Consider the following 14,335-nt stretch of genomic DNA (forward strand, 5'->3'; position numbering starts at 1 on the left):
ACTGGAATTTTCCAGCTCCAAGCGGTCCAGAAAACCGGCAGCAGGTCACCTCCGATCGAAGTCTTGAACTCTGCGCCAAGGGCGCCGCTTGAATAAGAGTATCCTCAAGCATAGCGCCCTCGGCATAAGCCGCCCTTAGGAGAACGCGTCTTCTCCGGTCATCTCTACCGAGATCTGCCACAGTCTGCGTGCACTGTCAGAATCGACGGCGTAAGGCCGAACCCCCAGATCCCCAAGCTTTGCTGATATAGGCGCTACATCATTGTCTTCGAGGTAGAGACCACCCATACCCACGAGCTTGGGCGAAGTTGCAGCCCAAATCTCAGTAGATGCTCCCTGTTGGGTTGACTTTAGAATGGCTTCGACTGGGCGCCCCTTGGCGTCTAGCCAGCCATAGCCCATCAACTCTTCACGTGACATATGCCGCTGCAACGGGCTGAGGATGCTGCCCGGATGGACCGCAAAAGCGCGTACGCCCTCCTTTGCGGCCAAGCGGTCGAGTTCGACCGCGAACAGCGAATTGGCGGTCTTGGACTGACCGTAGGCCAGCCATTTGTCATAGCCCCGCTCAAAATTGATGTCGTCCCAACGGATGTCGCTCACACCGTGGCCCGACGAGGAAAGCGAGATCACGCGGGCTCCTCCACGCAGCAAGGGCCAGAGGCGATTCACGAAAACGAAATGGCCGAGATGATTGACGGCGAACTGCATTTCCCATCCCGCACCGACGCGCTTTTCCGGGGTTCCCATGATGCCGGCGTTGTTGATGAGCATGTCGATGTGGCGCCCCTCGCTCAGAAGCGAATCGGCGAATGCCCGAACCGATTCTAGACTGGCCAGATCCATGGTCGCTGGCCGTACCCTTGCGACGCCCGAAAGCGCTTCGGCGGCAACATCGTGCCGACGCGCCGGCACGATGACTTCCGCCCCAGCGCCCGCCAGCGCCTTCACGGCCTCGATACCGATCCCGGAGTAGCCGCCGGTAACGACGGCAAGTTTGCCGGTGAGATCAATGCCCTGCAGCACTTCTTGAGCCGTATTGCGCTTGTTGAAACCCGAGGGGAGTGGTGACTGTTTGGTGGACATAACGGCTCCTGCGAATTTCTTTGCTTCCACCGGTGGATTAGACAAGATATCCAGGACGATCTATGATTGATCGTCCGCATAACTTTCGCGAGCGTACATGATCGATCCGCTTTCCCAGGTTTTGATGCTGCTTCGCCCGCGCAGTGCGATTGGCAGCGGGCTCGAACTTTCCGGTGAATGGTGCTTTCGGTTTTCCGGGCACGAGAGCATCAAATTCTGTGCCATCATGCGCGGGGAGTGCTGGCTGCGGCTCGAGGGCGAAGACCCCTGGCAGCATATGCGTGCCGGCGACTGCTTTCTGATGACCCGGGGCCTGCCTTTCCAGCTTGCAAGTCAGCCCGAGCTTGCTCCGCGCGACGCGACCGAGTTGGAGAAGAATGCCAGATGGCCCATCGCACCCAGCGTCGGCGAGGACAACGTGCAGGTGGTTGGCGGCGGTTTTGCTCTGGATCCCGGCAACGGAGCGGAGATGATAACGGCGTTGCCGCCGGTATTGATCGTCCGACATGCCTCACCGCATGCAAAGGTACTGAATTTCTGCCTTACACAGTTCGCGGACGAACTCGGCAGCGACCAGCCCGGATCCAGCCTCCTGGCCGAACACCTCGCGCACGTCATGCTTGTGCACCTGATGCGTATCTATCTGGCCGAGGGGCCTCCAGAAGGGGCTAACTGGTTGCGTGCGCTGGGGGACAATCGCCTCAGCCGGGCGGTTGCGGCCATGCACGCGCGGCCGTCCAACAACTGGTCTCTGCAGGAACTTGCGCGAGAAGCGGGCATGTCGCGCACCAGCTTCACGACCTACTTCAAGCAGGTCGTTGGGCAATCACCCATGGAGTATCTGACTGGTTGGCGCATGCTTCTTGCCAAAGGGCAATTGCGGCTGGGCAAGACCTCGGTCGCAACTATCGCTGCGGAAAGTGGCTACCAATCGGAAGCCGCGTTCAGCACAGCATTCAAGAGGATCGTCGGCATGACGCCGCGACAGGCAAGAAATACTTAGACTTTATCCATTGTGTGCGACCGCTGGAGAGCAGGTTGGGAAAAGGGGCACGTCACGTCAGCAGGCCTGGTCACACGCGGCTCTCCGTCACTAGCTATTTAGCAACATTGATCGTCAAGAAATCGCCATTTCCGCCCATGATGCCAAAGCAGACATCTTTCTAAAATCCGACCTCCCTGAGATCTACCTAGCGGATGTTGTAATTTGTGATTGCGCAGAAACAATATCTCAATCCTTGAGATTGATCGGGCTTGCACAAGCCGTTTCCTGTCTTTCCTGGCCACGATTGATACTGTCGATCACTGCGTATCCGGGAACGCAGCGAGGATTGTCAATGTTGTTCAGCATGTTGAGCGACTGATGGAGCGCAGCCGAACCGTTATGCGCCATTGGAAGGTGTTTCCTCAAGACCAAAATCCTTGGGAACCTCTCACTCGAACTATAGCCGCCGGAGGCGCTGTTAAACTAGCCCGCAGTGCGCCGATCTTGTAATTCGGTGTATTCCCCTTCCGTAAAACACAGCGCCGATATGCTGAGGTCATCGTCGTTGACTCCTTTCGTTAGAATTTCCTCGGGCCCTTCAATGCAGGCAAAGGCCAGCTTGGAGCTACAGACATGCCCGTTCAGGTTGGAGCCGCGCTTTCGAATGACGAAATTCGACTTGAGAGACATCCAAGTTTGTTATCGATGGCATGTTTCATCGAAGGTGCGTCGATAATTTCGCTGTCTGGAACGTGATTTGAAAGTGGATGCGGCCAAAAAATCCAAAGTTACGTCATTAATCTTCCAGATATATTCAGCATGATGGTCTGTGTAGAATCTGCGGATTTGATGAAATATTAGCCGGTTATGCGAAGCCGAGGCGAGGTACGGGCGAAACCGATGTCAGTTCCGACGTAGCAGCGGCTGCGTGCTGCAGCGGAAGGAGCCGCCGAACGACCGGCTGATGTCGTACTTGACGTATTCCACCGCGATCCCGTGCCGGCGCAGCGCGTTGCCGATGGTCGCGAACGCCGGATCGGTGACATAGACCCGGTCGGACAGCGGCAGCCCGTTGGTCGCAAGCGCTTTCGCCTCTTCCAACGACACATCGATCCTTTCCCAGTGCTTCAACAGGTTTGGAATGCCATCGAGAAAGGCATCGCGGCAGGCGACCATCAGGCCGTCACGGATGAGGCCCAGTGCACAGTCGAGATGCAGGATGTCGTCACGAAGCCTGACACGTTCCACCGTGTAGCCCTGTGGCGTCAGCAGCTTGGACAGGAAGCGGACGCCTTGCGCATTGCTTGCCAGCCCCGACGTACCGACGAACACATGCCGCCCGAGCACCAGCACGTCGCCTCCTTCGAGAAACGGTCCGGCGCCCAGCGTCTTGTCGTCCTTCGCCGCGATCTCGGGCATCGGCACGGCGACATAGGCAGCGTTCGACGGCAGGACTTGCTGCGCGATGATCGGCCGAACCGGCAGCACCTCGCGTCGACGGTGAAGAAACCGCAGCGACCCTTCGATCACATTCGGGCCGACGGTGAAGAAGGGATCGCGGACGAAGAAATTGGCATAGCCATTGTCGGCAGCGGCGGCCTTCTCCGCGTCCGTCAGCAGGCGCGGGCGCAGTACCTCCACGCCGTGACCCACCAGGACCTGACGGAACGCTTCGCGCTCCGCCTCCCACGCCTTCTGCTTCTCCGGGAACAGATCGGCAAAGTCGCCGCCATCTTTCAGCGCTTCCACGCTCGCGCCGTCGAGGAACCGGAGATCATCGCTTGCGGCCATGTTTTTGGGAAAGGCGACCTGGGATTGGGTCAGTACCACTATGCGGAGCGGCGCGAATTCGCTTTCGACATGAACTTGCGTCATTGGTTTCGACTTTCCGTTCCAGGTGGATGCTGCATTTGCAGCTATGGCGGGACTGGCAGCCAATCCGACTGCCGCGCCTGACAGCATGGTCCGACGGGATATTGTCATCGTTGATGATCCTCAAAAGAAACGGCGATGCCCCTGGTTCCGCCAGTCGCGGTTCGGCCGGTGACCCGATCGAACAGCCAGTTGTAGGCGACGGTGTAGGGCAGGATGAAAAGGAGGAAGGCGGCCTCGACGACCACCGCCTGCATCAGTGTGAGGCTCAGCCACCAGGCGGCAAGCGGCACGCAGGTGAGCACAAGCCCCGCCTCGAAGCCGATCGCATGGGCGACGCGTACGCCAAGCGTCCGTCCCTCGAGCGGGACGTGCCGATCGAAGATCCAGTTATAGGCGAGGTTCCAGAGCGTCGCGATCGTCGACATCATGACCGACAAGAGCCCGGTGCTCGCCAATGGTCGATCGAGTGCATAGGCCACCACCGGTGAGCAGATCGCGACGGCAATGACCTCGAAGCCGATCGCATGAACGACGCGTTCTCGGATGCTGCGAAGTTGGTGACCCATGGTTCACTCCCCTGCTTGACGACAAGGGATCTAGCGCGTCCTTAGCGATAGCCAACAATGAGCAGCCATCGGTTTGATCGATATGTCGTTTGCCCCCGAACTCCTCCGCGCCTTCGTCGCCGCAGCGACGACCGGCAGCTTTTCCGCGGCCGCACGCTCGATGGGACGATCGCAGTCGACCGTCAGCGCGGCGATCGCCAATCTGGAGGTCGATGTCGGCGTTCCGCTGTTCGAGCGCGGATCGCGCCATAACCGGCTGACCGAGGCGGGCGTACAGGTTCTGGGTCACGCTCGCGCGATCCTGGCCGCGCACGAGCGGTTGGAAGCACTGAGCATCCGCCTCGCCGACCGGGTCGAGCCCGTAGTGTCGCTCGCGCTATCGGATGCCTTCCATTTCGATCCGGACGGCAAGATCACCAAGCGGTTCATCGCACGCTTCCCCGATACCGCGCTCCATTGCAGCGCGGCGGAAAGCGAGGAGATCATCGCCAGGCTTCAGACACGCACGACCACGATCGGCATCGGACCGGTGCAGCCGCGCTACCCGCATGACATCACCGCGGCGCGCCTCACGCATGCCTCGCCTTTCGGCATCTATGTAGCCGCCGATCACCCGCTCGCCATCCGCGATGACCTGGTCGACGATGACCTGTCGGAGTGGCGATGCCTCTACCTCAGTCGGAACCCAGGTGACGACGCCGCGAACCACGTCAACGGATGGTCCGCGCCCGATTACCTGACCCTGCTGGAAATGGCGGCGCAGGGCCTCGGTTGGGCAGTCTTGCCAAGTGCGATGGTGAAGCGCTTCAGCCACGGGCGGCTGAGTCCGCTCCGGCTTCGCGCCCCGCTGTTGCCGGTGGCGATGGATGTCGTCTGGTCGCGCCAGCACCTGCCTGGCCCGGCCGGGCTGTGGCTGATCGAGCAGATTTGCGCATAGCATCTCTACGACGTCGCTGAGGCATCCGTGTGCTCCTCACGGATTGGCTATGCGGGCCAATACGGCCTTCCCCGCTGCAGAAATCGCTACGAACAGAATGCGTCGGTCATTCACGCAGCGTCTTCGCTCGATCAAACGCCTGGCCTCAAGGGCATCGAGAACCCGTGTCATGGCGCCGGCGTCGTGGACCAGGCGCGCCGCCAATGTCTTCACGGCGCAATCGCCGTCCTCGGACAGAACTTCCAAGAGCATCCACTGGGTCGATGTAAGCCCTTCCCGGCTCGCGAGTTCATCGAGGTGACGCAGAAATAGGAGGCAGGAGTTGCGTCTGTCCAACATAGTGGGCCCACGTGGCAACCCCGGCGCGACGCAGCCGATGCGATTGCCTTCGCCCGTCTTCATCGGGTCGATGGTCGCAAGTGTGGTACAGCGTCCGTTCGCCGTCATCGCTGCGCGGGCATCCCCATCAATGCAGCTCCATCGATCGAGACGCGTAGGCCGAACGCCAGTATATTGCCCGATCGCTTGACGGCCCGTGGCTTTGCGAAATTGTCGGGGCTGACGACGTACTGGATGTTCGGGCTGATCCGCACGCCGCGATAGGCCGCGATGCCGTAGTTGACCTCGAACACGCCTTCGTCTGGAAAGACCGTGTCGGTTCCACCGGCCAAAGCTCGCGATGCCTGAAGGAACTGGCGCTGGCGATCGCCGAGCCGAATATAGCTGCCCACCACGCCGAAGGTGTCGGCCGGTCGCCCGGCAAAGGGACCGGTGACGATCACGCCTACCAGCGCCTGTGCCTTGAACGGCACATAATCATTGGTCGCGCCGATGACGCCGCCAAAGAGGGTAACGGGGCGCTTCACATCGCCGCCCATATGGGTCGCGGCCACGTCACCCATGACATAGACGCCGGCCTGGCCATCATGGACCAGCGCCGCGCCGCCTGCCGCTCCCTGGCCGATCCGGGGCAGCCCACGCGTGTTCAGATAGGGATCGCTGACGTCGGAGGTGTTGCCATAGGCACCGATCCGCACATGATAGAGATGCCGGGCTTTGGGATTGTCGGATTGCAGCCCGATCTCGACGGCGGTCTGATGGCCGGTCGAGCCCTTCGTCGACCAGTCGAAGCCGTTGGTCGGGATCAGCGACGTGTTGGCCTCGAAAATTCCGATCTGCGCATAGAAGGACCTGGTCGGCGCGACTTTGATACGACCGCCCCAGGTGTTGTAGGGAAAGAACCCCAACGCGCGGTCTTGGATCGGCACCACGGCCGGGTTGAAGCACACCGAGTTGCTCTGGAAGGTGCAATAGATGTTGGACTGGTTGAAATAGGTCAGCGGCGCGACCCGCCCGCCGGAGATGTTGACCTTGCCGCCCCAGAGATTCTGCTCGAACGCTAGCGCGGCAAGGCGCAGGTTCTGAACCGCCTTGTAGCGCGTCTGGAAGCCGATCGCATTGGCGGTATGATCGACCGCCAGCGACGAGCCCTGCGAGATGTTCATGCTGTAATGGAGGGCCGCCCCCTTCCACCCGACGAGGCGGTCGAAATCGAGATCGAAGCCGAAGGGAAGGGCATAGGAATTCGCCGTCCCGCGCCCCTGTCCGCCGGTGACGTTGCCGGCGAACTCGTCGACGGCCAGCAGCCGCAGATAGACGCCACGATCCGCAAGCGATCGCCCGACACCTGCAAGAGGCCCCTTGAGCGGCTTGCCGTCTCCCGGCGGCCCCTGCACCTGTGGCTTGGGATAGTTGTTGAGGAAGATGGCGGGGGCCGTGGCGTGCGGCTTCGCCCCGGCTTGTGGTGGCTGGGGCACCGGCGGACCGGCCTTGTCCGTCGCCGAGACTGCACTTTGCGCCAGACACGGCGACGCGACGAGGATTGCGCTGGCCAGCATGGGCCAGCGGCAGCTGACGAGGATCATGAATGGTCTCCAGACGGGGGCCGCGGACGCGGCGTCGGTGCCGACAGGACGGTCGAGGGCGCGGCCCCGCCGCGCCCCGCCATCGTTACGGAGAGACTTCTTCCAAAGCGCGCCCGGTGGTCTCGGGTGCCCAGCGCAGGACGACCAGTCCGGTCAGGGCCGCGACCACGGCGAAGGTCAGGAAGACCGGGGCGACCGAGCCGCTCGTCATGATGAGGCCGATGACCCAGGGACCGGTGATGGATCCGGCGCGAAGCCACGCCGATCCCAGCCCCGCCCCCAGCGAGCGCAGGCGGGTGGGGTAGAGTTCGCCCGAATAAAGATAGAGCGAATAGGTCACCGTCTGCAGCGCGGCGAAGGCCGGTGTCGCCAGAGCGAACACCATGACCGGGGTCGTGGCACCCAGCCACCACAGCGTCAGCAGCGGGATCGCGGCGAAGAGCAGCGCGCCGGTATACCAGTTGCGCCGACCGACCTTGTCGATCGTGACCGCACAGACGAAGGAGGCGACCAGGGCGATGCCGGTCATGGCGAAGCCATATCCGATCGCCTGATCGATCGGCATGTTGAAGACAGTCTTGTAGAGCGTCGGCAGCCAGGTCAGCAGGCCGTTGTTGATCATATAGGAGCCGAACCACATCACCCAGAGCAGCAGCGTGCGTGGGCCGTAGAGCGGACTGAACAATTCACGCCACGACCCTGCCTGGCGGCTTGGAGCCGGAGTGGGCGGGACAACAGCACGTGGTTCCGGCAGGGGCTGACCATGTTCGAGGGCACTGGCCTCGAGCTTTGTAATGACCTTGTCGGCGTCGGCCAAACGGCCGCGCGTGATGAGCCAGCGGGGGCTTTCGGACAGGAAGAAGCGGAGCGGCATGACGAGCAGAACCGGCACCATCCCGACGACGAACATCGCCTGCCAGCCGAGCGACGGCACCAGGAAATATCCGATCCCCCCGGCTGCGGTCAGGCCGACGAGAAACAGCAACTCGTAAAGGAGGAAGAAGCGGCCCCGCTTCTTGGCGCCCGACAGTTCGTTGACATAGGCGCTGGCCACCGGAACCTCGCCGCCTGTCCCGATCCCTTGCAGGAAGCGGAATAGCATCAGCGAGCTGGCGCTCCATGAAAAGATGCAGGCGGCGCTCATCGCCGCGAAAATGCCGATGCAGATCGCCAGTACCGGAAGCCGCCCGATACGCTCGGCCAGCCAGCCGAAGAAGATCGCGCCGAATAACTGGCCCAGATAGCCGGACGAGATGATGGCGGCGGTGGTTGCGGGGGCCAGCCCCCATTCCTTCGCCAAGATCGGCAGCGCATAGGCTAGCGCGATCGTGGTGTAGCCGTCGAAGAAGGTCGCCATTCCGACACAGCCGCGCGCCCACAGGACGGGCCGCGTGACGGGCAGGCGCTCAAGACGAGCCAGCAGGGTTCCGCTATCAACCTGGCTTTTGGCCATGGCATAGTCGTCGGCTAATCGGCCGACAGACGCAATGGATGCGTTCACAGCAATCTCTCCCATTGGCACGCTCTTGCGGCAAGGCCACTGGCGCGTCTGTTCTCGTTGGGATGTGAGCCGGACGGGACCGGCGGTGGTCGACCGGGGCCGCACAGGGCAGGGCCCCGGTCAGGCAGGATCAGACGATGCCCGCCTCCTTCAGCGCGGCCTCGATCTCCGCCTCGGCCTGCGGCGTCAGGTCGAGCAGCGGCGAGCGGATCGTCGCGTTGTCGATGATCCCGCGGGCCCGCAGCGCGATCTTGAGCGCGACGGTACCCTCCATATGGCTGCCGCGGTGATAGATGTTCTTGGTCACGGGCAGTAGCTGGTCGTGCAGCTGGCGGGCGCGGACATAGTCCTTGGCCTTGCCCGCCTCGATGAGCTGGACAAGCAGCTCGGGCGCCACATTGCCATAACCGACCAGCGCGCCATCGACGTCGAACATTGTGTGGAGCAGATATTCGTCGTGGCAGGTCAGGATCTGCAAGTCGGGGAATTCGCTGCGCAGGACCGGGATCTCCGTGTCCCAGCGCTTCATGTTGCGTACCCCGTTCTTGGTGGCGACGACCCCCGGCTGTGCCGCGATCTCCAGCTGGGTCTGGAGGTTGTAGGTCGCCTTGGTCACATCGGGATATTGGAACAGGATGCACTGCAGGCCCGAGGCTTCATAGATCGCCTTGTAGCGATCCTGCGGCGCGCCAGCCTGATAACCGAAGCGCAGCCAGCCATGGCTCGGATAGACGAGCGCGCCGAGCGCGCCGGCGTCGGCCGCGCGCTTCGCTTCCTTCGCGGCGACCTCGGTGCCTTCGCCGGTAATGCCGGCGATGATCGGCACGTCGACCGCCTCCGCCAGCGTCTCAATCAGCTTCACCTGCTCGTCGCGGTCCAGGAACGTGCCCTCGCCGGCGTGGCCCAGAATGACCAGGCTTTTTACGCCCTCGACCGACACCAGCCACTTGGCGAGCTTGACGTTCTGCTCCCAGTCGACCTGGCCATCCTTAGTGAAGACGGTGACGGGGGCGGGGTTGAGGCCACGCAGGTCCATGACCTTTTCGGGGGCGGGACGCGATGCGGCGCGGGGCTCGGGATCATGACGGCTCATAATTCTCTCTCCTGCTCTCACCCGCCCTTTTGGAACGTTGGCGGGAACGTTCCCGTTATCGATCCAGTTTTTTCTGGTGTCAATCCATCGATTCGGGCATTTTATGCACGGGCTGCCGGATTGGGCCGACGCGGCCCTGGGGAAATGCGACGATGGACAGCGGCGTCAAATCGGGCAGGGTGACGATCCTCGACGTCGCCGCGGCGGCGGGCGTTTCCAAGTCGACGGTATCGCGAATCCTCGACGAGCGCCTGCCGTCGTCCGACAACGACACAGCGCGCAAGGTGCGCCAGATCGCCGAACAGCTCGGCTACGTTCGCGACGTCTCGGCGGCCAGCCTGCGGCGGGGGCAGACGATGACGATCGGCGTCATCGTGCCCAGGCTGACCGACACGGTCATGGCGATGCTGTACGAGGCCATCGCACGCGCCTGTGCGCGATCCGGTCGCATCGCGCTGGTCGCGACGACCGACGAGCAGGTCGAGGGAGAATTGAGGGCCGCCGAGTCGCTGTTGCAGCGGGGCGTGGATGGATTGATCCTGGCCACCGCGCGCGACGACGATGATCTACCCGACATTCTGACCAAACGCGGCGTACCATTCGTGCTTGCGCTCAGGACCGACGGCAAGAGTCTGTCTTCGATCGGCGATGACAGTCTGGGCGGCTACCTTGCGACCCGGCACCTCCTCGATCTTGGCCATCGGCGGATCGGCATTATCGCGGGGCCGGGCTATGCATCCAGCGCCAGGGGGCGGCAGGAGGGATATGTTCGGGCGCTTGGCGAGCAGGGCATCGATCCCGACCCCGATCTCATCGTCGACTCGACGTTCAGCATCGATGCTGGCACCGATGCCGCCCTGACCCTGATGCGCCTGTCTTCGCCGCCGACGGCGATCTTTGCCGTCAACGACAACACGGCCATCGGGGCGATGTCGGCGCTGATCAATCTGGGCCTCAAGGTGCCCGAGGACGTATCGCTCGTCGGATATAACGATATCCCGATCGTGGGCTGTCTTCCAACGCCGCTCACGACGCTTCGCGTGCCCTTCGATCAGATCGCCATGACGGCCCTCGACCTGTTCATCTCGGGCCGCAGCCGATCACGCGAGCCGATCCAGATGGCCGCGCCGACCCTCATTCCGCGGCGTTCCACAATGGCCAATGTTCAGAAGGAGCGCACGGCGGCCTTTACGACGCGAGGGGGGTGATCGGTTCGTTAAGCCGTGCGTCATCTCCCCAGAAATCAGCCTGGCCGACGTTGATCGGAAGCGAATCTTCAATCGCAGGCTGCGGGAATACAGATATTCCGGGGAGTTATCCCCGAACGTGGACTACGAAGTGCGCGATAGTCGCGATCCTGTCTTGAGCCGACTTTCAATTGAACTCCGCACTTTAGCCGCGTTTTCGCACTTCGATATAGAATGCGCAACAATGCGGTGTCATTCCAAGCGCACAGTGCACCGCCACGCGTCACGACGCCATCACAGTCCGATTCCGACTGGCACCGTAGCCCAGGACCAGCGAGACGGCGCCGACAACGGCGAAGAACAGGGCGACGATCGACCAGCTACCTGCGATATCGTGCAGCAGCCCGACGGCGAAGGGACCAACCAGCCCGCCAATCACATAGCCGACGCTTTGCACCATGCTCGAGAGTTTCGCCGCGACCTGTGGCGTCCCTGCGCGAAGCACGAGGAGGGTCAAGGCGATCGCAAACCCGCCCCCCTGTCCGATGCCGACGGCCAGCGCGACGCCGGTGAGCGACCAGGCGGGAGCAAGCAGCAGGCCTATCGCTCCCAACGTACCGAGGATCACCATCGCCGTCGTAATCAGGCGCTGGTCACGCATTCTGCCGGCGATGATCGGCACGACCAGCCCGCTCGGCATCTGGGCCAGGAAATAGATCGACATCACAAAGCCACTGGTTTTGGGGTCCAGACCCCGCGCAAGCAGCATCGATGGTCCCCAGCTGATGAGGGCATAGGCCAGCGAGGCGAACAGCGAGAAGAAGCCCATGAGTTGCCAGGACACCGGGTCGTGCATGATACCCAGTTGCACCCGGACGGTGGGTGGCCCCGGATCGTTGCCGATCATCAGCCGGGCCACGGCAAGCAGGGCTGCCGGTATCAACGGCAGCATCCAGACGGCAAGGCCCGTCTGCCAACGGCCGCCCAGGGCATCGGTGATGGGAACCACCGATGCCGTCGAGACGGCTGCGCCCAGGCCCAGCGCCATCGCGAAAAGGCCCATCATCAGGCCGACCTTGTCGGGGAACTCCTGCTTGATGAGAACCGGCGTCAGGATGCCCAGCAGCGAAATCCCCGCGCCGATCAGGATCGTGCCGGCGTAGAGCGGCACGAAACCGAACGACCGCAGGACGCCACCGGCAAGCGCGACCGCGATCGCGGCGAGCAGGACCTTTTCGAGGCCGAACCGCCGCGACATCGGTGCCGCCAGTGGCCCGAATAGACCGAGACAGACGACCGGAACGGTCATCAGCACACTGATCCAGACATTGGATAGCCCAAGACCTGCCTGGATGTCGTGCAGCAGCGGGGCGACGCTCGTCAGCATCGGTCGCAGGTTCAGCGACAAAGACACGACGAGCATGACGCCCAGAGTCGAATGGGTCGCGGAATGCTTGGCGTCTTGCGTGACGCCGGGCGGCACGGACGATGACCGTGCCACGGCGCTTTCGGCGGGCGGCATCGTGGATCGGGTCGACGATTGCAGCATGGGGTTACCGGCCGTGCCGACCGTTACGCAGATCGGCTTCGATCAGGTCCGACACCGTCGTCACCGCAACACCCTGCCGGTCGTTGAACGTCCCCGCCTTCGGCCACGATACCCCGCGCCCGATCGCGAAGGCGGCGCGGTACTTGCGCATCATGTTCTTCGGATCGTTCGCCAGTTCCTCCATGAGGAAGGGCACGGACCAGACCGAGCGCTTGAACGGACGCCCCAGCGCCGCCTCCAGCTTGTCCGCAACCTCGCCATAGGTGACGGTGTCGCCGGCCAGGAAGACGATCTCGTTGCGGATCGTCGGCTCGAAGAACACGATCTCGGCGGTCAGCACGCCGATGTCGTCCGGGGTGGTCAGTGTGACGGCGGTGTCGAGGCTGCCAAGCGCATGAACCTCGCTGTTCTCCAGATCGACGACACCGAAGTCCGGCTCGAACAGGTAGCTCATGAACATGCCGGTGGAGATGATGACCCACTCGGTCTTGTCCTGGGACCGCAGCAGTTCGCGCACATCGAGTTGCGCATCGAAGATGTCCTGCGGCCCACCACGGCCGATCGCCTCGAAGTCGACGCCGAACTGCCACGGGAAGTAGCGCGGAATACCGGATTGCAGCGCTGCCTTGGCAAGCTTCATCGGGGTGTTGATCCCCGCCGCATAGCCCGCGCAGCCGATCACGGTATCGTAGCGCGAGAACAGCGCCGCCAGCTCGTCGATCGTGTCGTTCACCAGATCGCCGAGGACGATTTCGATCCCTGCCGAGCGGATCTCCGCGATGTCGCGCTGCTTCGACGGATCACCGGACTCGACGGCGCTCTCGCGAAGCAGAACGCTGATCTTCGCCCCGTCGACGTCTTTAGCGCGACGCGCCAGATTCCGCAGGACCGGCATGCCGAGTTCGCCGGCACCCAGGACGAGAATGTTCCGCGACTTCACGGTAGAAGTGGTATCGTTCATCAGTCTTGCTCTTTTCACCTTGGTTGCCCGTGATCTGGCAACTGTCGGACGACTGCGAAAGATAGGTACATGCGTGATACCGGTGCGAACGCTCTAAGCCAGGAAGACATTCTCCGTTATTCCCAGACGGTCTGCGACGGCCTTCGGGATGATGATGACGGGGTTCGTCGTGAGGTGCTGGCCCATGCCGGCAATCGCTGGTCTCTCGGCGTGATCCATACGCTCGGCGTTTACGGTCAGCTGCGTCACGCGGACATCGCACGACGCATGCACGGAATCACCCAGCGGATGCTCACGCGAACCTTGCGCCATCTGGAGCGCGACGGCCTGGTGGTGCGTCGCGATTTCGAGGAGGTGGTGCCGCACGTCGAATACGCTCTATCCGACACGGGACTGGAGCTGCTGGTGAGGATGGTCCCCCTGTGGACCTGGATCGTCGAGAACGTCGACAGCTTCCGGAAGGCGCGGGAAAATTTCGACCGCGATCACGGTGATGAGAAGCCCTGACGGGCGAACGGCCTATTCACCTTGGAGTCCCAGAATACCATCCCATGCGAGACGGGATCGCAAAACCTTGGGGTGTCATTCCGCCCCAACCGTACCGGCCGCCAGCGGCGCATTTTTCAAAAGGCCCGGTCGTTTTTCTGGAGAACGGTGAGAGAATGGTCGA

Annotated in this window: 14 protein-coding genes; 4 read left to right on the forward strand and 10 right to left on the reverse strand. The window is 62.5% G+C overall.

Translation table 11 applies throughout. From position 1 onward, the window contains the following. Positions 1 to 135: 135 nt before the first annotated feature. Positions 136 to 1,086 carry an SDR family NAD(P)-dependent oxidoreductase gene (locus tag KV697_RS14045; protein ID WP_219018717.1) on the reverse strand — a complete coding sequence of 317 codons (951 nt, stop codon included), beginning with the start codon at positions 1,084 to 1,086 and terminating at the stop codon, positions 136 to 138. A 97-nt stretch (positions 1,087 to 1,183) separates the two neighbouring features. On the opposite strand from KV697_RS14045, the gene KV697_RS14050 reads away from it, so the two are divergent. Next, positions 1,184 to 2,089, forward strand: coding sequence for an AraC family transcriptional regulator (locus KV697_RS14050; RefSeq protein WP_219018718.1), 906 nt, complete (start codon positions 1,184 to 1,186; stop codon positions 2,087 to 2,089). A 228-nt stretch (positions 2,090 to 2,317) separates the two neighbouring features. Here KV697_RS14050 and KV697_RS14055 read toward each other — a convergent pair whose 3' ends face one another. The 3 genes from KV697_RS14055 to KV697_RS14065 all read right to left on the reverse strand — a co-directional run bounded on the left by KV697_RS14055 (position 2,318) and on the right by KV697_RS14065 (position 4,512). Next, positions 2,318 to 2,479, reverse strand: coding sequence for a hypothetical protein (locus tag KV697_RS14055; RefSeq protein WP_219018719.1), 162 nt, complete (start codon positions 2,477 to 2,479; stop codon positions 2,318 to 2,320). Positions 2,480 to 2,974: 495 nt separating this feature from the next. After that, positions 2,975 to 3,862, reverse strand: coding sequence for a dimethylarginine dimethylaminohydrolase family protein (locus tag KV697_RS14060; protein WP_219018720.1), 888 nt, complete (start codon positions 3,860 to 3,862; stop codon positions 2,975 to 2,977). Between the two features lie 188 nt (positions 3,863 to 4,050). After that, positions 4,051 to 4,512: a multidrug/biocide efflux PACE transporter gene (locus tag KV697_RS14065; RefSeq protein ID WP_219018721.1), complete on the reverse strand. Its 462-nt coding sequence runs from the start codon at positions 4,510 to 4,512 to the stop codon at positions 4,051 to 4,053. A gap of 82 nt (positions 4,513 to 4,594) precedes the next feature. On the opposite strand from KV697_RS14065, the gene KV697_RS14070 reads away from it, so the two are divergent. After that, a complete protein-coding gene (locus KV697_RS14070) occupies positions 4,595 to 5,449 on the forward strand; it encodes a LysR family transcriptional regulator (RefSeq protein WP_219018722.1) in 855 nt (284 codons plus the stop codon). A gap of 36 nt (positions 5,450 to 5,485) precedes the next feature. Here the strand turns inward: KV697_RS14070 and KV697_RS14075 are convergent, their stop codons facing one another. From KV697_RS14075 to KV697_RS14090, 4 genes are all read right to left on the reverse strand, one after another. After that, a complete protein-coding gene (locus KV697_RS14075) occupies positions 5,486 to 5,896 on the reverse strand; it encodes a MarR family winged helix-turn-helix transcriptional regulator (RefSeq protein WP_219018723.1) in 411 nt (136 codons plus the stop codon). Then, positions 5,893 to 7,374, reverse strand: a complete 1,482-nt coding sequence (locus KV697_RS14080; RefSeq protein ID WP_219018724.1) for a carbohydrate porin — start codon at positions 7,372 to 7,374, stop codon at positions 5,893 to 5,895. The genes KV697_RS14075 and KV697_RS14080 overlap by 4 nt, the downstream gene beginning before the upstream one ends. A gap of 85 nt (positions 7,375 to 7,459) precedes the next feature. Beyond that, positions 7,460 to 8,827, reverse strand: coding sequence for an MFS transporter (locus KV697_RS14085; RefSeq protein WP_219018725.1), 1,368 nt, complete (start codon positions 8,825 to 8,827; stop codon positions 7,460 to 7,462). Positions 8,828 to 9,005: 178 nt separating this feature from the next. After that, a complete protein-coding gene (locus KV697_RS14090; RefSeq protein ID WP_219018726.1) occupies positions 9,006 to 9,968 on the reverse strand; it encodes a dihydrodipicolinate synthase family protein in 963 nt (320 codons plus the stop codon). 29 nt (positions 9,969 to 9,997) lie between these two features. On the opposite strand from KV697_RS14090, the gene KV697_RS14095 reads away from it, so the two are divergent. Continuing rightward, entirely contained in the window at positions 9,998 to 11,176 is a 1,179-nt protein-coding gene (locus tag KV697_RS14095) for a LacI family DNA-binding transcriptional regulator (RefSeq protein WP_219018727.1), read from the forward strand. A gap of 262 nt (positions 11,177 to 11,438) precedes the next feature. Here the strand turns inward: KV697_RS14095 and KV697_RS14100 are convergent, their stop codons facing one another. Next, on the reverse strand, positions 11,439 to 12,677 hold the full coding sequence (locus KV697_RS14100; protein WP_219018728.1) for an MFS transporter: 1,239 nt from the start codon (positions 12,675 to 12,677) through the stop codon (positions 11,439 to 11,441). Between the two features lie 31 nt (positions 12,678 to 12,708). After that, positions 12,709 to 13,665: an aromatic alcohol reductase gene (locus KV697_RS14105; RefSeq protein WP_219018729.1), complete on the reverse strand. Its 957-nt coding sequence runs from the start codon at positions 13,663 to 13,665 to the stop codon at positions 12,709 to 12,711. Positions 13,666 to 13,734: 69 nt separating this feature from the next. On the opposite strand from KV697_RS14105, the gene KV697_RS14110 reads away from it, so the two are divergent. Continuing rightward, a complete protein-coding gene (locus KV697_RS14110) occupies positions 13,735 to 14,172 on the forward strand; it encodes a winged helix-turn-helix transcriptional regulator (RefSeq protein WP_257575350.1) in 438 nt (145 codons plus the stop codon). The last annotated feature ends 163 nt before the right edge of the window (positions 14,173 to 14,335 follow it).

Origin of the sequence: Sphingomonas sanguinis (assembly GCF_019297835.1) — a bacterium.
In the GTDB taxonomy this organism is placed as follows: Bacteria; Pseudomonadota; Alphaproteobacteria; order Sphingomonadales; family Sphingomonadaceae; genus Sphingomonas; species Sphingomonas sanguinis_D.